Annotated in this window: 15 protein-coding genes and 6 pseudogenes; 10 read left to right on the plus strand and 11 right to left on the minus strand. The window is 62.5% G+C overall.

Annotated features, from left to right (window positions below; translation table 11 throughout):
* The first annotated feature begins 103 nt into the window (after nt 1-103).
* On the plus strand, nt 104-1,102 hold the full coding sequence (locus tag H2O14_RS11675) for an aldo/keto reductase (protein WP_182827789.1): 999 nt from the start codon (nt 104-106) through the stop codon (nt 1,100-1,102).
* 82 nt (nt 1,103-1,184) lie between these two features.
* Here the strand turns inward: H2O14_RS11675 and pheT are convergent, their stop codons facing one another.
* From pheT to H2O14_RS11710, 7 genes and pseudogenes are all read right to left on the minus strand, one after another.
* Nucleotides 1,185-3,614, minus strand: a complete 2,430-nt coding sequence (gene pheT / locus H2O14_RS11680) for a phenylalanine--tRNA ligase subunit beta (RefSeq protein WP_182827790.1) — start codon at nt 3,612-3,614, stop codon at nt 1,185-1,187.
* A 75-nt stretch (nt 3,615-3,689) separates the two neighbouring features.
* Nucleotides 3,690-3,965 carry a DUF2442 domain-containing protein gene (locus tag H2O14_RS11685; protein WP_246697368.1) on the minus strand — a complete coding sequence of 92 codons (276 nt, stop codon included), beginning with the start codon at nt 3,963-3,965 and terminating at the stop codon, nt 3,690-3,692.
* A complete protein-coding gene (locus H2O14_RS11690; RefSeq protein ID WP_246697369.1) occupies nt 3,946-4,221 on the minus strand; it encodes a DUF4160 domain-containing protein in 276 nt (91 codons plus the stop codon). The genes H2O14_RS11685 and H2O14_RS11690 overlap by 20 nt, the downstream gene beginning before the upstream one ends.
* 58 nt (nt 4,222-4,279) lie before the next feature.
* On the minus strand, nt 4,280-5,362 hold the full coding sequence (gene pheS, locus H2O14_RS11695; RefSeq protein WP_182827791.1) for a phenylalanine--tRNA ligase subunit alpha: 1,083 nt from the start codon (nt 5,360-5,362) through the stop codon (nt 4,280-4,282).
* 107 nt (nt 5,363-5,469) lie between these two features.
* Nucleotides 5,470-5,875: pseudogene (gene rplT, locus H2O14_RS11700) on the minus strand (50S ribosomal protein L20).
* A gap of 41 nt (nt 5,876-5,916) precedes the next feature.
* Nucleotides 5,917-6,120: a 50S ribosomal protein L35 gene (gene rpmI / locus H2O14_RS11705; protein WP_137155306.1), complete on the minus strand. Its 204-nt coding sequence runs from the start codon at nt 6,118-6,120 to the stop codon at nt 5,917-5,919.
* 155 nt (nt 6,121-6,275) lie between these two features.
* Nucleotides 6,276-7,240: pseudogene (locus tag H2O14_RS11710) on the minus strand (lysylphosphatidylglycerol synthase domain-containing protein).
* A gap of 92 nt (nt 7,241-7,332) precedes the next feature.
* On the opposite strand from H2O14_RS11710, the gene H2O14_RS11715 reads away from it, so the two are divergent.
* The 6 genes and pseudogenes from H2O14_RS11715 (at nt 7,333) to H2O14_RS11740 (ending at nt 13,461) form a co-directional block, all read left to right on the plus strand.
* Nucleotides 7,333-8,334: a glycosyltransferase family 2 protein gene (locus H2O14_RS11715; RefSeq protein WP_312858594.1), complete on the plus strand. Its 1,002-nt coding sequence runs from the start codon at nt 7,333-7,335 to the stop codon at nt 8,332-8,334.
* On the plus strand, nt 8,334-9,839 hold the full coding sequence (locus H2O14_RS11720; protein ID WP_182827793.1) for a glycosyltransferase family 39 protein: 1,506 nt from the start codon (nt 8,334-8,336) through the stop codon (nt 9,837-9,839). The genes H2O14_RS11715 and H2O14_RS11720 overlap by 1 nt, the downstream gene beginning before the upstream one ends.
* 167 nt (nt 9,840-10,006) lie before the next feature.
* Nucleotides 10,007-10,858: a metal ABC transporter substrate-binding protein gene (locus tag H2O14_RS11725; RefSeq protein WP_246697584.1), complete on the plus strand. Its 852-nt coding sequence runs from the start codon at nt 10,007-10,009 to the stop codon at nt 10,856-10,858.
* A complete protein-coding gene (locus H2O14_RS11730; protein ID WP_182827795.1) occupies nt 10,855-11,748 on the plus strand; it encodes a manganese/iron ABC transporter ATP-binding protein in 894 nt (297 codons plus the stop codon). Before H2O14_RS11725 ends, H2O14_RS11730 begins: the two co-directional genes overlap by 4 nt.
* Nucleotides 11,745-12,607: pseudogene (locus tag H2O14_RS11735) on the plus strand (metal ABC transporter permease). Before H2O14_RS11730 ends, H2O14_RS11735 begins: the two are co-directional and overlap by 4 nt.
* The gene (locus tag H2O14_RS11740; protein ID WP_182827796.1) at nt 12,604-13,461 is read left to right on the plus strand and encodes a metal ABC transporter permease; all 858 of its coding nucleotides are present in this window, start codon (nt 12,604-12,606) and stop codon (nt 13,459-13,461) included. Before H2O14_RS11735 ends, H2O14_RS11740 begins: the two are co-directional and overlap by 4 nt.
* A 66-nt stretch (nt 13,462-13,527) precedes the next feature.
* Here H2O14_RS11740 and infC read toward each other — a convergent pair.
* Nucleotides 13,528-14,063 (minus strand): annotated as a pseudogene (gene infC, locus H2O14_RS11745) (translation initiation factor IF-3).
* Nucleotides 14,064-14,234: 171 nt separating this feature from the next.
* On the opposite strand from infC, the pseudogene H2O14_RS11750 reads away from it, so the two are divergent.
* Together H2O14_RS11750 and H2O14_RS11755 are read left to right on the plus strand one after the other, a co-directional pair.
* Nucleotides 14,235-15,025 (plus strand): annotated as a pseudogene (locus H2O14_RS11750) (alpha/beta hydrolase).
* A 143-nt stretch (nt 15,026-15,168) separates the two neighbouring features.
* Nucleotides 15,169-15,743: pseudogene (locus H2O14_RS11755) on the plus strand (transglutaminase-like cysteine peptidase).
* Between the two features lie 94 nt (nt 15,744-15,837).
* Here the strand turns inward: H2O14_RS11755 and H2O14_RS11760 are convergent.
* Complete coding sequence (locus H2O14_RS11760; protein ID WP_182827797.1) at nt 15,838-16,602, minus strand: siderophore-interacting protein; 765 nt, start codon at nt 16,600-16,602, stop codon at nt 15,838-15,840.
* Between the two features lie 166 nt (nt 16,603-16,768).
* The gene (gene mbfA, locus H2O14_RS11765; RefSeq protein WP_182827798.1) at nt 16,769-17,752 is read right to left on the minus strand and encodes an iron exporter MbfA; all 984 of its coding nucleotides are present in this window, start codon (nt 17,750-17,752) and stop codon (nt 16,769-16,771) included.
* A gap of 109 nt (nt 17,753-17,861) precedes the next feature.
* On the opposite strand from mbfA, the gene H2O14_RS11770 reads away from it, so the two are divergent.
* Nucleotides 17,862-19,265 (plus strand): pyridoxal phosphate-dependent decarboxylase family protein, encoded by a 1,404-nt coding sequence (locus tag H2O14_RS11770; protein WP_182827799.1) that lies wholly within the window; start codon nt 17,862-17,864, stop codon nt 19,263-19,265.
* A 3-nt stretch (nt 19,266-19,268) separates the two neighbouring features.
* On the opposite strand, the gene H2O14_RS27390 is transcribed toward H2O14_RS11770, so the two are convergent.
* On the minus strand, nt 19,269-19,532 hold the full coding sequence (locus H2O14_RS27390) for a diguanylate cyclase (RefSeq protein ID WP_246697585.1): 264 nt from the start codon (nt 19,530-19,532) through the stop codon (nt 19,269-19,271).
* Between the last annotated feature and the right edge of the window lie 20 nt (nt 19,533-19,552).

A 19,552-nucleotide genomic window follows, 5' to 3' on the forward strand; every position in this document is an offset into this window, starting at 1 on the left:
GTTCGAAATGATAGAACAAGCCGACATGAATTGCACAGCTTATCGCCGCCATGTTGGTGAGATACTATGCTGTTGTCAGTTTCATTCCATTGTGGAGACATCCATGAAAACCCGTTCGCTCGGCTCAGGCCTTACCGTTTCCGCCCTCGGCCTCGGCTGTATGGGCATGAGCCACGCCTATGGCTCCAATGTCGATGACAAGGCCGCCCAGGCTCTGTTCGACCGCGCCGTCGAGCTCGGCGTCACCTTTTTCGACACGGCCGAAGTCTACGGCCCTTTCACCAATGAGGTCCTGGTCGGACAGGGCCTTCGCCGGCACCGCGACAAAGTGGCGATCGCCACGAAGTTCGGCTTCACCATCGGCGACGAGGCCAAAGCTGACAGACCCTCGGGGCTCGACAGCCGGCCGGAACATCTGCGCGCGGTGGCGGAAGCGTCGCTCGAGCGGCTCGGCGTCGAGGTCATCGACCTGTTCTACCAGCATCGCGTCGACCCCGATGTTCCGATCGAAGACACCGTCGGCGCCATGGCGGATCTCGTGAAGGAGGGCAAGGTGAAGGCGTTGGGCCTTTCGGAAGCCAGCGCTGCTACGCTTCGGCGCGCCCATGCCGTGCATCCCATCGCCGCCATCCAGAGCGAATATTCGCTGTGGACGCGAGACCCGGAGACCAATGGCGTGTTCGACGCCTGCCGCGAGCTCGGCATCGGCTTCGTGCCCTTTTCGCCGCTCGGCCGGGGCATGCTGACCGGCGCTTTGAAGGATCTCTCCAAGCTCGGCGCCAATGATTTCCGGCGCGGCCTGCCGCGATTCGACCAGGCGAATTTCGACGCCAATCTCGCGCTTGTGGAGGCGCTGGAAACAATGGCTAAGGAGAAGGGCGTGACGGCAGGTCAATTGGCGCTCGCCTGGGTGCTGGCGCAGGGCGATTTCATCGTGCCGATCCCCGGCACCACCAAGATCGCCAATCTCGAAAGTAATGTCGCCGCCGCCGCGATCACGCTGACCCAGGATGATCTCGCGACGCTCGCATCGATCGTGTCGCCCGGCAAGGTCGCCGGCGCGCGCTACAGCGAGGCGATGGCGAAGATGGCCGGTCGCTGAGACCTGCCGCTATTTTCAGTTTAAAACAGAAACGGGGCCGGTCCTGATCAGGACCGGCCCCGTCGTTATTCAATAAGGATGTTCAGCCGCGCAGGCTGCCGCCGGTGTTCTTCTCGACATTGGCGACGATGCGCTGCGACAGCGCGTCGAAATCCTCGTCCGTCAGCGTCTTGTCGACCGGCTGGATCGACACTTCGATGGCGATGGACTTCTTGCCGTCGCCCAGCGACGCGCCTTCGAACACGTCGAACACCGAGACGCCGGTGATCAGCTTGCGATCGGCGCTCTGGGCGGCCTTCAGAATGGAGGCGGCATCCACCGTCTTGTCGACCACGAAGGCATAATCGCGCTTGACCGCCTGGAAGGGCGACAGGCCCAGCACCGGCTTGGTGCGGGTGGCCTTCTTCTTCGGTTCCGGCAGCTTGTCGAGCGACAGTTCGAAGCCGCACAGCGCGCCCGTGACATCCATGGCTTCCAGCGTCTTGGGATGGAACTCGCCGAAATGGCCGATGACCAGTTTCGGACCCATCTTGATCGTGCCGGAACGGCCGGGATGGAACCAGGCGGGACCGCCCTGTTCGATCTGCATATTGGCGGTCGGGAAGCCGCAGGCTTCGAGCACCGCCAGCGCATCGGCCTTGGCGTCGAACACGTCGACGGGCTTGCCGCCGCCCTTGTCTTTGTTGGACCAGAGACGGCCGGCGCCATTCAGGGTCGCCGTGCCGCGACGAATGCCGGCTGCCATGCGGCGCTGGCCTGAGGGTGTGTCGTCCTCATAGGCGCCGGAGACTTCGAACACGGCGACATCGCCATAGCCCTTGTCGGCATTGCGCTGGGCGGCAGTGAGCAGACCGGGCAGCAGCGACGGGCGCATGTCGGACATGTCGGCGGCGATCGGGTTTTCGAGCTTCAGCGCCAGCGAGCCGCCGCCGAAAAGCGCTGCCTGGTCGGCCGGGATGAACGACCAGGTAACGGCTTCCAGCATGCCGCGGCTGGCAAGCGCCCGCTTGGCGAGACGCGTGCGGATCTGCAGCGTGGTGAGGATGCGCGTGTTGACCTCGGTAAGGCGCGGCAGCGGCTGCGGCTTGACCTCGTTGATGCCATGCATGCGCATGACCTCTTCGACGAGGTCCGCCTTGCCGTCGACGTCGGGACGCCAGGAGGGAACGGACACGGTGACGGCTTCGCCCTCGCCGTCGACGCCGAAACCGAGGCGGTCGAGGATGGCGAGGCTCTCCGTGCGGCTGACCTCGATGCCGGTCAGGCGCTTGACTTCGCTGAGCGGGAAGGAGATCCGACGCGGCTCATAACCTTCGTACCCGACGATGCGGGCCTCTGCAGCTTCGCCGCCGCAAAGCTCCAGCACCAGTTCGGTGGCGCGATCAAGACCGGGAACCATATATTCGGGATCGACGCCGCGCTCGAACCGGTAGCGGGCATCGGTGATGATGCCGAGCGAACGACCGGTGCGGGCGATATTGAGCGGGCTCCACAGCGCCGATTCGATCAGCACGTCGGTGGTGTTCTCGTCGCAGCCCGAAAGCTCGCCGCCCATGATCCCGCCGATCGACTCCACGCCGTTGTCGTCGGAGATGACGACGTTGGCCGGCGAGAGCGTGTATTCCTTGCCGTCGAGCGCGAGCACCTTTTCACCATCTGTGGCGCGGCGCACGGTCAGGTCGCCCTTGACCTTGGCGGCGTCGAAGACGTGCAGCGGCCGGCCCTGATCGAAGGTCAGGTAATTGGTGACGTCGACCAGCGCATTGATGGGGCGCAGGCCGATGGCGCGCAGACGCTTCTGCATCCACGCCGGGCTCGGGCCATTCTTGACGCCGCGCACAAGGCGCAGCGCGAAGCCGGGGCAGAGCGCCTTGTCTTCGCCATCGAAAGCCAGCGTGACATTCACAGGCGTGTCGCCCGAAATAGGAAGCTTTGGCGTCTTCGGAGCCTTGAGCGTTCCGAGACCCGACGCGGCGAGATCGCGGGCAATGCCGTAAATGCTCGTGCAATCGGGACGGTTGGGCGTCAGATTGATCTCGATGACCGGATCGTCAATGCCGTAATAACTCGCGAAAGAGGCGCCGACAGGGGCGTCCTCGGGCAGGTCGATGATGCCGTTATGGTCGTCGGAAATCTCCAACTCCTTTTCCGAGCACATCATGCCATGGCTTTCGACGCCGCGGATATTGCCGACCGACAGCGTCACATCGATGCCGGGCACATAGGTTCCCGGCGCGGCGAAAGCGCCGACCAGGCCGGCGCGGGCATTGGGCGCGCCGCAGACCACCTGCACGGGCTTGCCCGCGCCGGTGTCGACGGAGAGGACCTTGAGCTTGTCGGCCTGCGGATGCTTCTCGGCGGTGAGGATCTTGGCGATCACGAAGGGCTTGAAGGAGGCCTTGTCGTCGACGCTTTCGACTTCGAGGCCAATCAGCGTCAAGCGCTCGCAGATGGCGTCGAGCGAGGCGTCGGTGTCAAGGTGATCCTTGAGCCAGGAGAGTGTGAATTTCATGGTCTTTTCTCAGTTTCCTATGCCATGCCCCGCAACGAGCCAGCCATTCAAATCAATCGTGTGGCCAGCCTCTGCTCAGGCGGCCTTTTCGGGCGCTGTGGCGCCGCGGGCTTTCTCGCCCATAAACATGCTCTTCACCGAAATGCCTTCATCGGCCTTGGTCCACCAGATGCCCTCATACATGAGCTCGATGTCATCCAACGCCTGCTGATCCAAGCCAGTCAGGAACGGATACCACCAGAGCGGCGCAGAAATGGTGCGGCCGTCCGCGAGGGTCACATGAACCGCGCCGCTGTCACACCAGGCTTTGACCGGACGCATCGCGTCTGTTTCAAATTCCAAAGAACTCATTCCAGGCCTCGATCCATTCGCTTCTGTTTTCGGCGACGATGGCTAGCACTCTGTCGACATCCCGTTCGTTGTATCCAATGTTCCGTGCGACTGTCAGGTCGTTGAGCCAGACCTTGAGCGACCGCCCATCCTTGACGACATGGACATGTGGAGGTTCGCCCTGATCCAGAGCGTAGAACCTGAACTTATATCCATGCCAGACCAACAATGTCGGCATCCAAAGATCTCTCTCCTCATCGGCGCCCGTTCCGAGCATTCGTGCTATCAGCGATCATACTCGGAACGAGGCATTGCATGAAGTCACAGTCCGCGCATCACACGCTCAAACCGCCGAACAAAGTCGGCAGGTCGAGCGGGCGGAAGCCGTAATGGTTCATCCATCTGACATCGGCGTTGAAGAAGTCGCGCAGGTCCGGCATGCCGTATTTCAGCATCGCGATGCGATCGAGCCCCATGCCCCAAGCAAAGCCCTGATATTCGTCGGGATCGAGGCCGCCGGCGCGCAGCACATTGGGATGCACCATGCCGCAGCCGAGGATTTCCATCCAGTCATTGCCTTCGCCGAACTTCACCACGTCGCCGGAGCGATCGCACTGGATGTCGACTTCGACCGAGGGTTCGGTGAAGGGGAAGAAGGACGGGCGGAAGCGCATGTTCACCGAGGGCACTTCGAAGAAGGCCTTGCAGAACTCCTCGAGCACCCAACGCATATTGGCGACATTGGCCATCTTGTCGATCACCAGGCCTTCGACCTGGTGGAACATCGGCGAATGGGTGGCGTCGGAATCCTGGCGATAGGTCTTGCCGGGAATTATGATGCGGATCGGCGGCTTCTGGCTTTCCATCGTGCGCACCTGCACCGGCGAGGTGTGCGTGCGCAGCACCTTGCGCTCGCCGTTTGCGTCAGGCGGCAGGAAGAAAGTGTCGTGCATTTCGCGGGCCGGATGGCCTACCGGGAAATTCAGCGCGGTGAAATTGTAATAGTCGGTTTCGATATCCGGACCTTCGGCGATCGAGAAGCCCATATCGCCGAAGATCGCGGTGATCTCGTCGATGATCTGGGTGATCGGATGGATGCGGCCGCGTTCGGCCGGAGACGAGCGCACCGGCAGCGTCACGTCCACCGTTTCGCGGGCGAGGCGCTCATTAATTGCCTGATCGCGCAACAGCGTCTTGCGCTCGGCGATCGCGTTGGTCACCTCTGATTTGATGAGGTTGATCGCCGCGCCGCGCGTCTGGCGCTCTTCGGCGCTCATCGCGCCCAGCGTCTTCAGGAGTTCGGAGATCGAGCCTTTCTTGCCGAGCGCATTGACGCGAACGGCCTCAATCGCCGCTTCGTCCGCCGCGCCGGCGATTTCCTCGAGAATGGTGGTCTTCAACTGATCGAGATCGGACATGTGTCGCTCGTAAGATTTGCGGATGATATCAGGCGGACAGAAAAAACCCGCGCCAGCCGTGCCAGCGCGGGTTTCCCATAATTCCACAGTCTTGGGAAGCGCTGACCTTAACGGACGACGCTTTCAAACTCGTTGGTGGTGCCTGCGTCCCTTCAGGTAGCCGAGAGCCTTCTTGGAGGCTTCGACGAGCGCGCCGAAGGCTTCAGCCTGGGTGATCGCCATGTTGGACAGGACCTTGCGGTCGACTTCGATGCCAGCCTTGTTGAGGCCATCAATGAAGCGGCCATAGGTCAGGCCATGCTCGCGAACAGCGGCGTTGATGCGCTGGATCCACAGAGCGCGGAAATTGCGCTTCTTGACCTTACGGTCGCGCGTCGCATACTGCATCGAACGATCGACGGCAGCCTTGGCGGCGCGGATGGTGTTCTTGCGACGGCCGTAAAAGCCCTTGGCGGCCTTCAGAACCTTCTTGTGCTTGGCGTGGGCGGTGACGCCTCTCTTTACACGTGCCATGTCATGATCTCCTTAGTGTTCTTTTTCGCGGCTTCTTAGTCTCAGAGACCATTCGGCAGGTAGTTCTTGATCACCTTGCGGCCATCGGGTTCAGCCAGAACCATGGTGCCGCGGGCGTCGCGAATGAACTTGTTGGAACGCTTGATCATGCCGTGGCGCTTGCCGGCGGCGGCGGCTTTGACCTTGCCGGTCGCGGTGATCTTGAACCGCTTTTTAGCGGCAGACTTCGTCTTCATCTTGGGCATTTTGCTACTCCATTGTTCTGGTTTTTGTGAAACCGGCTGATGAGGCCTGTTTCAAGCATAAAGAACGGCCACGGCATGCCCTGCCGGACCGTTCGGACGGGCGGCTTATACAGCCAGTCTGACAAAAGCGCAACTGGCTGGAAACGGAATCTTTTTCAGCGCTGAACGGGCTTTTTGCGGGAGGAGAGCGGCAAGGCCAGAGCGGTCGCCGCCAAGGCCGAGACGACAATCAGCAGATGGCCGTTGACCGCCGCCTGCAGGAGGTCGGAAAAGGCAGGACCCGATCTGGCCGCGCCGAAAGCCACCGCGCCCGCCGCGATGCCCGCAGGATAGGTGCCGACGCCGGCGGGGGCGTGGAACGGCAGGACGGACGAGAGTTCGCCGCCGACCGCGCCGCCGAATGCCGCCGCGAGGGGGCGACGCCCATCATCGACAGCGACAGGCCCAGCGCCGCGACCTTGATCAGCCAATTGAGAACCGTCAGCGCCCAGGCGAGCAGGAAGGCGGGCAGATGCGCGGGCAGTCCGTCCGCCACCTGAGCGAGTTTATCCGACAGTCTGGAGGGCGCGCGGGTCTGCACCCAGCCGATCAGGCGACGGCTGACCGGAAAGACCAGGAGCGGCAGAAGCAGGAACAGGGACCAGAGGACCCAGGCGAGAGCGCTGAAGTCTGATTTGGCCACCATCGCCAGCCCCGCGGCAAGCGTCAGGGCATGCAGATCGAGCAGTCGGAGAACAACCAGCGCAGAGGCGCCGCGCATGACCGGTAAGCCGAACTCGGCGCGCATCAACACCGGAAAGGAAACCTCGCCGCTTCGGAAAGGCAGCATGATATTGAGGAGATTGTGGATCTGGGTGAGGCGGTAGAGATGGAGGAAGGAGCCGCTGGGCAGATCGGGAAAATAGCTCGCCATCCGATGGGTGCGGATGAACTGGGTGGCGACCAGCGCGAGAATAGAGGCGATGATGGTCGGCGCGCCGATGTCGGCCCAGTTGGCGAGCACGGCGCGCCAGCCGAAATAGACCTCAATGAAGACGGCGTAGGCCAGCACGCAGGCGCCGGCGATGAGGGCAACGCCGTGTCTGGACCATCCCGTCCCTCGTCTGGCTTCGTCCGCCATGCGCAATCCATCGAATTGGGGCGGTTGCGCCCTCCGGGCCGCTGATATAACAGAGGCGCCAGCAAAGCCAGACCCAATCGGAGCGTTCCATCGTGCTCAATGCCGCAGCCACTCAAACACCGATCGAGGCGCAGCCCGAGATCGAGCTGTCGGTCGTCATCCCCGTTTACAATGAGGAAGACAATATCGCGCCGATGATCGATCGCGTTCTGTTCGGCCTCAAGGATTTCACCGCGCCCTGGGAACTGATCCTCGTCGATGACGGCAGCACGGACGGCACGCTCGCGAACGCCCGCAAGGCGCTGGGCCGCGACGGCCTGACGCTCAGGATCGTCGAATTGCAGCGCAATTTCGGCCAGGCTTCGGCGCTGCAGGCCGGCATCGACGCTTCGCGCGGACGGCTGATCGCCACGCTGGACGGCGATTTGCAGAACGACCCCGTCGACATTCCCATGATGATCGACATGCTGGAAGCGCGCGATCTCGACCTGCTGTCGGGCTGGCGCAAGAGCCGTCAGGATGGCCTCGTGCTGCGCAAGATCCCCTCCTGGTGCGCCAATTATCTGATCGGCAAGATCACCGGCGTGAAAATCCATGATTATGGCTGCTCGCTGAAGATCTATCGTTCCAAGATCGTCAAGCAGGTCCGCATCATTGGCGGCATGCATCGCTTCATTCCGGCCTGGGTGGCGAGCGTGGCGCCGCATTCGCGCATCGGCGAAGTCGTGGTCAATCATCACGCCCGCCAGTTCGGCCAGTCCAAATACGGCATTTCCCGCACCTTCCGCGTGATCCTCGATCTGCTCGCCGTGCTGTTCTTCATGCGCTTCCGCGCCCGGCCCGGTCATTTCTTCGGCTCGATCGGGCTCGCCTTCGGCGGATTGAGCTTCCTGATCTTCGCCTATCTCGCCTTCGTAAAATTCGCGCTCGGCGAAGATATCGGCACGCGGCCGCTGCTGCTTGTCGCCGTCATGCTGTTCATGGGCTCGGTGCAGGCGATCACCACCGGCATTCTCGCGGAATTCATGGCGCGCTCCAACACCGGGACGCAGCATTACGCCGTGCGCGAGATCTTCGGCGCGGACAAAGCCTGATGCTCGGCTGGCTGGAGCGCCGTTTCAGCCATCTGGTCCTGCTGATCGCGGGCTATTTTCTCGTCAATGCCGCCGTACGGCTGATGCTTCCGGCTTCGCTGGAACTCGATGAGGCGCAGCAGATGTTCTTCAGCCAATGGCTGGCGGCGGGCTATGACAGCCAGCCGCCGCTGTATAACTGGCTACAATATGGCGTCTTCGCCCTGATCAGGCCGTCCGTGTTGGCGTTGACGCTGACCAAGAACACGTTGCTGTTCCTCACCTATCTCTTCTATGCGCTGACAGCCCGGCGGCTCATCGCGAACCCGATCCTGGTTGTCGTCGCCACTCTCGGCCTTCTCACCATTCCGCAGATCGGCTTCGAGGCGCAGCGCGATCTGACCCATACGGTCGCGGTGCTGTTTTCCTCGAGCCTATTTATCTATGCGCTCACACGGACGGTCGAAAAGCCCGACTGGATCGGCTATGCGCTGACCGGCGTGGCGATCGGCTGCGGGGCGCTGTCCAAATATAATTTCACGCTGATGCCCGTGGCGACCGTGCTGGTCATGCTGACGGACAGGGACATGCGCCGCCGGGTGCTGGATGCGAGACTCCTGCTCACCATCGGCATCGCGCTCTTGATTGTCGCGCCGCATGCCCTCTGGCTCAAGGACAATCTCGGCCTCGCCACCGAGCGCACCATGGGCAAGATGATGGCGGAGGCCGGAGAACCCTGGTTGAGCCAGGTGGCCGAGGGCCTGGCGTCGCTGATCGGCGCCGTGATTGGCTTCAGCGCCGTCACGCTGCTTCTGTTCTTTGCGGCTTTCAGGAAGAGCCTGTGGCGGGCGATCCCCGCGTTATCAGGCTGGGCGCGCTTCTTTGAAAAATTGTTCGTCGCCTTCCTGCTGTTGATTGCAGCGCTGGTGCTGTTCGCCGGCGCGGAAAATATAAAGGATCGCTGGCTGACGCCCCTGCTCTTCCTGCTGCCGCTCTATCTCGCGCTCAAGCTGGACAAAAGCGCCCTCCTGGATCGGGCAGGCGCACGCCGGATGGTTGTGATCGGGCTCGTCCTCATGGCGCTGATACCGACTGCGCTCGGGCTGCGCATCCCGATCCTCGGCGCTCTCGGCGCCTATGAGAAACTCAACGTGCCCTATGCGGCGGCGAGCGCAGAGATCCTCGCAACGTCAGCTCAACGGCCGGCGCTGATCGTGACCAACGACCAACAGCTCGCCGGCAATCTGCGCTTCAACATCAGGGGCGCGCCTGTGGTCATGCCCGGCTTCACCGCCTTTGCCGCAAGCGAGGTCGCCGCGCCGACCGGACCGGTGCTGATGGTGTGGCGCAACAGGGGCAAGGCCGAACCGGCGCTGCCGAAAGAGCTGGCGGCATGGCGCGCGAGCCAGCCCGTGCTGGCCCCGCTGCCCTTTCTGCCGCAGCAGACGTCGACGGCCTATATCTTCGGCCGCGCCGGAGACCGATACCATATCGGCTACGCCTGGCTCACGCCCGTCATCCCCTGACCTGCTCGCTCGGACGCTCAGCTCCGCCGCAAAACCGCCTTTTTCTCATTTCCTTATTGCGAATAAGTTGCAATAGCAGAAATCTGTGTCATCCTCCGATGACAAAGGAAGGCTGGAGGTCCCTCGTGACGATCAAGCGCATGCTGTTTTCCGCGGCCGTTTTCTCCATGGCGATGTTGTTCGCCGCCGCACCCGCGAACGCCAAATTGAAGGCGGTGACCAGTTTCACCGTCATAGCCGACATGGCCCGCAATGTCGCGGGCGAGGCGGCGGATGTGGAATCCATCACCAAGCCCGGCGCGGAAATCCATAATTACCAACCGACGCCCGGCGATATCGTCAAAGCCCAGGGCGCCAATCTGATTTTGTGGAACGGGCTCAATCTCGAACGCTGGTTCGAGAAGTTCTTCCAGACGCTGAACGGCGTGCCGAGCATCGTCGTCTCCGACGGCGTCGAGCCGATGGGCATCACCGATGGCCCCTATCAAGGCAAACCAAACCCGCATGCCTGGATGTCGCCCGACGCCGCGCTCATCTATGTCGACAATATCCGCGACGCCTTCGTCAAATACGATCCCGCCAATGCGGATATCTACAAGCGCAACGCGGACGCCTACAAGGCGCGCATCAAAGCCGAAATCCAGCCGATCCGCGACGAGACCAGCAAAATTCCCGAGGACAAGCGCTGGCTCGTCACCAGCGAAGGCGCCTTTTCCTATCTCGCCCGCGATTTCGGGCTAAAGACGCTCTATCTCTGGCCGATCAACGCCGATCAGCAGGGCACGCCGCGCCAGGTTCGCACCGTGATCGACGCGATGCGCGACAACGAGATCGGCGTGATTTTCTCCGAAAGCACGATCTCCGACAAGCCGGCCAAGCAGGTGGCGCGCGAATCCGGCGCTCGCTATGGCGGCGTGCTCTATGTCGATTCGCTCAGCGAACCCGATGGCCCGGTGCCGACCTATATCGACCTCATCAAGACGACCGCATCGACCATCGCCAAGGGGCTAACCGAATGAACATGCAGGCGCGACCGGATGTAAGGGCTCTGAACGCCGACGCCCCCGGCATCGACGTAGCGGATGTCACCGTTACCTATCGCAACGGCCATACGGCATTGAGGGACGCCAGCTTTTCGATCGGCACGGGCACGATCACGGCGCTGGTGGGCGTCAACGGCAGCGGCAAATCCACGCTCTTCAAGGCGATCATGGGTTTCGTGCGCGCGAGCGCAGGGTCGATCCGGATTCTCGGCCTGCCGGTGGTCGACGCCCTGAAGCGCAATCTCGTCGCTTATGTGCCGCAGGCCGAAGAGGTCGACTGGAACTTTCCGGTGCTGGTCGAAGACGTGGTGATGATGGGTCGTTACGGCCATATGAATTTCCTGCGAATGGCGACCAGGCGCGACCGGGACGCCGTGGATGCGGCGCTGACGCGCGTCGGCATGAGCGATTATCGCAAGCGACAGATCGGCGAATTGTCGGGCGGCCAGAAGAAGCGCGTCTTCCTGGCCCGCGCGCTCGCCCAGGACGGTCGCGTCATCCTGCTCGACGAACCCTTCACCGGCGTCGACGTCACCACCGAGGACGCCATCGTGACGCTGCTGAAGGAATTGCGCGACGAAGGCAGGGTGATGCTGGTCTCCACCCACAATCTCGGATCGGTGCCGGATTTCTGCGACCAGACGGTGCTGCTCAAGCGCACCGTGCTCGCCTATGGGCCCACGGAGACGATCTTCACCCGGGAAAACCTCGAAAAGACTTTCGGCGGCGTGCTTCGGCATATGGCGCTCGGCCTTGAGACCGGCGAACAGGGCCATGCCGTAGGCGTGATCACCGACGACGAGCGTCCGTTCGTGCTGTACAATCCCCGTAAGACGGCTGCGCCCGAGGAGGGCGGCGGCATATGACGGATCTGCTGCTGGAACCGTTCAACTATCGCTATATGATCGACGCGATGTGGGTCAGCGCCATGGTCGGCGCGGTCTGCGCCTTCCTCTCGGCCTATCTGATGCTCAAGGGCTGGTCGCTGATCGGCGACGCGCTGTCCCATTCCATCGTTCCAGGCGTGGCCGGCGCCTATATGCTCGGCCTGCCCTTTTCGATCGGGGCTTTCTTCGCCGGGGGCCTTGCGGCCGGCGCGATGCTGTTTCTCAACCAGCGCACAAGGCTGAAAGAAGACACGGTGATCGGCCTGATCTTCACCGGCTTTTTCGGGCTCGGCCTGTTCATGGTGTCGCTGTCGCCGACGGCGGTGGACATCCAGACGATCGTGCTCGGCAACATCCTCGCCATCACGCCCGAAGACACGCTGCAGCTCGCCATCATCGGCTTCATCTCCCTTGCCGTGCTTCTCCTGAAGTGGAAGGATCTGATGGTGGTGTTCTTCGACGAGAACCATGCGCGTTCGATCGGCCTCAACCCCAACCGTTTGAAACTGATCTTCTTCACCCTGCTGTCGGCCTCGACGGTGGCGGCGCTGCAGACCGTTGGGGCCTTTCTGGTGATCGCGCTGGTGGTGACGCCGGGCGCGACAGCTTATCTGCTCACCGACCGCTTTCCCCGGCTGATCGGCATCAGCGTGGCGATCGGCTCTCTCACCAGCATGATCGGCGCCTACATCTCCTATTTCCTTGACGGCGCCACCGGCGGCGTCATCGTCGTGCTGCAACAGTGATCTTCCTCGCCGCCTTCCTGTTTGCGCCGAAGCACGGGCTGCTCGCAGCGAGGATGCGGGCGCGAGACGCGCTTGCGGAGGACGCGGCATGAACTACATTCTCGTCTATGCGCTCTGGCCGCTGCAGTTCGAATTCCTGCGGCTTGCCTTGATCATCGGCGTTCTCGTCGCCATTCCCTGCGCCATGCTCTCCTGCTTCCTGGTGCTGAAGGGCTGGTCGCTGATGGGCGACGCCGTCTCGCATTCGGTGCTGCCGGGCGTGGTGCTCGCCTATATCCTCAAGCTGCCGCTGTCGATCGGCGCTTTCGTGGCGGGCATGGGCGCGGCGCTGCTGACCGGCTATCTCAAGGACAACAGCCGCATCAAGCAGGATACGGTGATGGGCGTGGTGTTCTCCGGCATGTTCGCGAGCGGCATCGTGCTCTATACCAAGATCCAGTCGGACGTGCATCTCGACCATATCCTGTTCGGCGACATGCTGGGCGTCGGCTGGCCCGATATTCTGGAGACGGGCGTTATCGCGCTCGTGGTGACGCTCATTCTCGGGCTGAAATGGAAGGATCTGCTGCTGCACGCCTTCGATCCCGCCCAGGCCAAAGCGAGCGGCCTGCCGGTAGGCCTGTTGCATTACGGCCTGCTCGCCATTCTCTCTCTGACCATCGTCGGCGCCTTGAAGGCGGTCGGCATCATCCTCGCCATCGCCATGCTGATCGCGCCGGGCGCCATCGCCTATCTTCTTGCGCGGCGCTTTTCGGCCATGCTGATGATCGCGGTCGCGGCGGCGGTGATATCAACACTGATGGGCGTCTACCTGTCCTTCATGATCGACAGCGCGCCGGCCCCGACCATCGTGCTGATCATGAGCGGTCTGTTCATCCTCGCCTTCGTCCGGGCCGGCATTGCCCAGCGCCGCGCCGATCGACTCGGCGAATCCGCAGAGGTCTGATCCGGACACGAAAAAGCCGCCCGACGCAAGTCGAGCGGCTTTGGAAGACTGATCCGGGCGGCGTCCTTACTTCGGCGCCAGCACCATCATCATCTGGCGTCCTTCGAGCTTCGGCTCGGCTTCGACCTTGGCGATCGCCTGCGTATCGTCGCGGACCTGGTGCAGAAGCTTCATGCCGAGCTCCATATGGGCCATTTCGCGGCCGCGGAACTTCAGCGTCACCTTGACCTTGTCGCCCTCTTCGAAGAACCGCTGGATCGCGCGCATCTTCACCTCATAGTCATGGGTGTCGATGTTCGGACGCATCTTGATCTCCTTGATCTCGATGATCTTCTGCTTCTTGCGGGCTTCGGCGGCCTTTTTCTGGGTCGCGTATTTGAGCTTGCCGAGGTCGAGAATCTTGCAGACTGGCGGCTCGTTGTTGGGAGAGATCTCAACCAGGTCCAGTCCAGCCTCTTCCGCAAGCGCGAGCGCCTGGTCGGTCGGCACCACGCCGCGGTTCTGCCCTTCGGCGTCGATCAACTGCACACGGGGACCCGGATTTCACGGTTGGCGCGCGGGCCGTCTCTGGTGGGGCCTTCCGCCTTAAAAGGTCTGCGAATGGTCGTGTTCTCCTGAGTGATTTACAAGTGGGGCACTATCTGCCATCAGCGGTCGCTGAAAGCAATCGCCAAATCGGCTGAGGGGTTGCTCCATAGCATGATTTTTCCGATAAATCACCCCCTCCGACACGGTCGATTGCACCTGCTTGCATCAATAGCGGAGGACGGGCGATGAATGACGGACGCCAGCGCCAGAACCATGAAATCACGATAGCGGGCCGCCGGCTTGCCGCAGTGTTGACCCCGGGCGGAGCCGGCGAGGATCTGACCGTGGTCTGGCTCGGCGGCTATCGTTCGGACATGACGGGCACGAAGGCGGTGGCGCTCGAAGCCTATATGGACACGCTCGGCCCAGCTTTTTGCGGTTCGACTATTCGGGCCACGGCGTCTCCAGCGGCCACTACACGGACGGAACCATCTCGGTCTGGCTCGAAGACGCGATCGCCGTCATCGACGCTCTGGCGGGCAACGGCCGGTTGTTGCTGGTCGGCAGCTCCATGGGCGGCTGGATCGCCTTCCGTCTCGCGCAGATCCTGCGGCAGCGCGGCGAGGCCGAGCGGCTGGCCGGCATGGTGCTGATCGCGCCCGCCCCGGATTTCACCAGCGAACTCATCGAGCCCAATCTCACCGACGCCGAACGCGCCGCATTGACGGAGAAAGGCTATTTCGAAGAGCCTTCCGACTACTCCCAGGAGCCTAACCGCTTTACCGCCGCGCTCATCGAGGATGGCCGAGAGAACCGCGTCATGAGTGGGCTGATCGAAACCGGCTGCCGCGTCCATATTCTTCAGGGCATGAACGATCCGGATGTTCCTTATCAGCATGCGCTGAAAATCATGGAGCGCATCGTGGCCGACGATGCGATTCTGACCCTCGTTCACGATGGCGACCACAGGCTGTCGCGGCCGGAAGACATCGAACGGATGCTCGCGGCTGTGTCGCACATGTCACAAAAGGGTTAAAAACCATCGCACGCATTAACCATGTTGAACAAACAACATGGTTAATGGTTCCTTAAGAATTGACTTGCCCGGCCGATTTCCCGTTTACTCCCTGTTAACGAAGACAGGGGCGCATGATGGCGGGACTTCTGACAAAGCTGGCGATGGCTGCCTTGGCGTTCGCCGCCCTACACGGCGCGGCAAACGCCGCCTCACGCATCATGCAGGTCGGCGCCGTAACGTCGCAACCGATCGGTCATTACGAGTTCTGCCAGACCCACCGCAGCGAATGCGCGGTGAAGTCCCCGAGTTCCGTCGCTCCCAAGGTCACCGAATTCGGCTGGAAGGTCGTTTCCGAGATCAATGCCGAGGTGAACAGCTCCATCGAGCCTGTGACGGATATCGAGCTGTATGGCCGCGACGAAGTCTGGGCTTACCCGACTACCGCCGGCGACTGCGAAGATTTCGCGCTGTTGAAGCGCAAGATGCTGATGCAACGGGGTTTCTCCCCGCCGATCTGCTGATGACCGTCGTGCGCAAGCCTGACGGCGAAGGACACGCCGTCCTGACGCTGCGGACATCGGAAGGCGACTTCGTGCTCGACAATCTCGAGCCCGACGTGAAGCTGTGGTCCGATACCCATTATCGCTTCCTCAAGCGCCAGGCGTCGTTCGACACCGGCCGCTGGGTGACAATCGAGAATTCCGACGAAGTGCTGGTCGGCGCCGTCGAACAATAATCACCTATTCTGCTCGCGCAGATTTGGCGTCGCCTGAAAGGGCGGCGCCTTTTTCATTGCCGGCGATGGATCGCCGGCAGTGTTTTCCAAATGATCAATCAAGCTTCTCATGGGCGTCCGGCTGGCCGAGAAGCCAATAGCCCGAAGCCTTGATCCAGGCCAACGGATAGCCTGCGCTCTCGACGAGATGCGTGCGGACCGCCCGGGCGACGGAGGCTTCGGCGGCGATCCAGACATAGGTTCCCGGCGCGACGACGATGCCCTCCAACGCCCCCAGCAGCCGCTGGGCGCTGGCGGCGTCTTCGGCGGGCCGATAGACCCAGGTGAGCGCCACATCGGCCCGGCTGTCGAAAACCTGTAGTTCGCCCGGCCCCGTCACCGCTACATAGGCGGTGATCTCGACATCGGCGCCGGCTTCTTCGATGCGTCGTCCGATGGCCGGCAGCGCCGTCTCGTCGCCGATCAGCAGGAAGCGCTTGATCTCGGGCGACAGGACCAGCGAACCACGCGGGCCACCCACGGTCAGCGGATCTCCCGGCTTGGCCGAGAGAGCCCAAGCGGTGGCCGGACCGGCCTCATGGAGCGCGAAATCGAGAACGAGTTCGCAAGCGTCGCGATTGAAGCGGCGCGGCGTGTAATCGCGCATCTGCGGCTGGCCATCCACGCCGTCGATAAATATCTTGACGTGATCATCGGGGGCGGCGCTCGGAAAGTCCGCGAGATCGGGGCCGGTCAGTGTGATGCGCAGCATGTTCGGCGTGACGCGCTCCACCGTGGAGACGGCCAGAGAGCGACGCTTGAGATTGTGGCGCATGCGCTCCGCCTTGGGAGCGTCCGGATAAATCGTTTGGGATGTCATATCTGTCCTTTCGGTGCCGTAAGGACCTGAAACGCGCGAGCGCGCAAATCCGCCAGGCGTGTCCCGCGGTCCTTTGCGCGTTGAGTGACGTTAACGCTTACGTGGCGAAAAGAACGCCAAATGAAGTGGACATAATGCATCCACTTTGCATCGGCAAGATCATTGGTCAGGCGTTTCCGATCAAAATACCGGCCGCCAGCACGAGGCCGCCGCCGAGAACCACCTGAAGAACGGCGCGGAAGAACGGCGTTTCCATGTAACGGTTCTGGATGAAGGCGATGGCCCAGAGTTCGACGAAGACGACGGCGATGGCGATCGCGGTCGCGGTGGCGAAATGCGGAATGAGATAGGGCAACGCGTGGCCGAGGCCGCCGAGCGCGGTCATGACGCCTGAAGCCAGACCGCGCTTCCAAGGGGAGCCGCGACCGGATATGACGCCGTCGTCATGGGCGGCTTCCGTAAAGCCCATGGAGATGCCGGCGCCCACGGAGGCGGAGAGGCCGACGAGGAATGTCTGGGTCGTGTCGCCGGTCGCAAAGGCGGCTGCGAAGATCGGGGCGAGAGTCGAGACCGAACCGTCCATGAGCCCTGCAAGGCCGGGCTGGACCCAGGTCAGCACGAATTGCCGATGCGCCGTCTCCGCCTCCTCTTCCCTGGCGTCCTCGGAAAGATGAGTTTCGCCGAGACGGCGGGCGAGGCTTTCATGCGATTTTTCAGCCAGAGCCAGATCGCCCAGAAGCTTTCGGGTTTCGGCGTCGGTCGCGCGAGCCGCCGCCTCGAGATAGAAACGATGAGCTGAGACTTCCATGGCTTCAGCCTGCCGGCGCGCCTCGCCGATCGGCAGTTGCGCGATCAGCCAGTCCGGCTTGCGCTCGGGAAATTCGCGCACATGCTCGCGCCGCACCAGCGGAATACGCGGACCGAATCGCGCGACGTGACGATCGATCAACAACTGGCGGTGATGGCTCTCCTCCTCCGCCATTTCCTCGAAGACTTTGGCCGAATGCGGATAGTCGTGGCGCAGCGCATCGGCGTAGGCGAGGTAGATGCGTCCGTCATCCTCTTCATTGGCGATGGCGAGGGCGAGCACTTCCTGCTCTGAGAGTGACGCGAGGGGACGTTTGCGGGAGCGGAAGAAGGAATTGAGCATGACGACCTCTTTAGAATAATTCTAATCTATAGATTGGCCGACGGCTGGTCAATCCGTGGCGCATGTCGGCGAATGCGGCTATAGAGCGCGGAGGGTAAAGGAGCACGACATGGACAAGGACGACTTCAAGCGCTGGTCGCGAAGAGCCGCCGATTGGGGCGCAGATTACAGGGCGAGCCTGGGCGAACGGCCGGTGCGGGCGCAAACCAGGCCCGGCGACATCGCAGCGGAAATCGCGCTTTCCCCGCCGGAGGATGGCGAGGCCATGGAGGCGATCTTCGCGGATTTCGAGCGGATTATCGTCCCCGGCATGACGCATTGGCAGCATCCGCGCTTTTTCGCCTATTTCCCGGCCAATGCGGCCCCTGTCTCGGTGGTGGCGGAATATCTGGTCTCGGCCATGGCGGCGCAATGCATGCTGTGGCAAACGTCCCCCGCCGCGACCGAACTCGAAACCTGCGTCATCGACTGGATGCGCCAGGCGCTCGGCCTGCCCGAAGGCTTTTCCGGCGTGATCCAGGATTCCGCTTCCTCCGCGACGCTCGCAGCCGTGCTGACCATGCGGGAACGCGCACTCGGCTGGACCGGCAACAAACAGGGACTGGCGGGTCAGAATGCCGTGCGGGTCTACGCCTCCAGCCAGGTTCACACCTCCATCGACCGGGCGATCTGGATCTCCGGCGTCGGCGAAGCCAACCTGGTTCGCATTCCCGTCACCGGCTCACTTTACGGCATGGATCCCGCTGTGCTCGAAGCGCGGATCGTCGAGGACAAGGCTGCAGGCTTCCTGCCCGCCGGCGTGATCGCCTGCACGGGCGGAACCTCGATCGGCGCCTGCGATCCGATCGGCGAAGTGGCCGCCATTGCGCAACGGCATGACCTCTATCTGCATGTCGACGCCGCCTGGGCGGGTTCGGCGATGATCTGCCCGGACTATCGCACGCTATGGACCGGAATCGAGGCTGCCGATTCGATCGTCTTCAACCCGCATAAATGGCTCGGCGCGCAATTCGACTGCTCGATTCAGTTCCTGCGCCGACCGGAAGACCAGGTTCGGACGCTGGCCATCCAGCCGGAATATCTGAAGACGCATGGCGCCGACGGGATCCTCAATTATTCCGAATGGACCGTGCCGCTCGGGAGGCGATTCCGGGCGCTGAAGCTGTGGTTCCTGTTGCGCCACTACGGCCTGACGGGCCTGCGCGCGATCATCGCCAATCACGTGACCTGGGCGGAAAGCCTTGCGCGGCGGCTGGGGGCGGAAGCGGATTTCGAGCTGGTCAGCCAACCGATCCTGTCGCTGTTTTCCTTCCGGCACACAGGCGGCGCGGACTCTGACGCGCACAATATCGCGCTGGTCAACGCCATCAACGCCGATGGCCGCATCTATCTCACCCAGACACGCGTCGATGGCCGCATCGCCATCCGTTTCCAGGCCGGGAGCTTCGACACGACCGAGGCGGACATCGACATGGCCTTCGCGGTGATCACCGAAATCGCTCGCAGGCTTTGAACATCAACCAGCCAGCAGTTCGTATTCCGCCGCCGACGGCGCCACGGTGACGAAGGACACGGCGTTGCGACCGCCGCGCTTGGCGTCGTAAAGCGCGGCGTCGGCGGCGCGGACGAGGTCTTCGAGATCGGCCATGCCTCGCGGCGCGGCCGACACGCCGAAACTCGCAGTCACGACGCCGCCCTCGACGAGTCCATGATGCGGAATCGCCAGGGCCTCGATTGTCCCACGCAGCCTTTCGGCCCGCGAGCAGCGCCGTTTGCGCATCGCATCCCGGCAGAAGCACC

The organism is Rhizobium sp. G21 (assembly GCF_014158035.1).
In the GTDB taxonomy this organism is placed as follows: domain Bacteria; phylum Pseudomonadota; class Alphaproteobacteria; order Rhizobiales; family Rhizobiaceae; genus Rhizobium_E.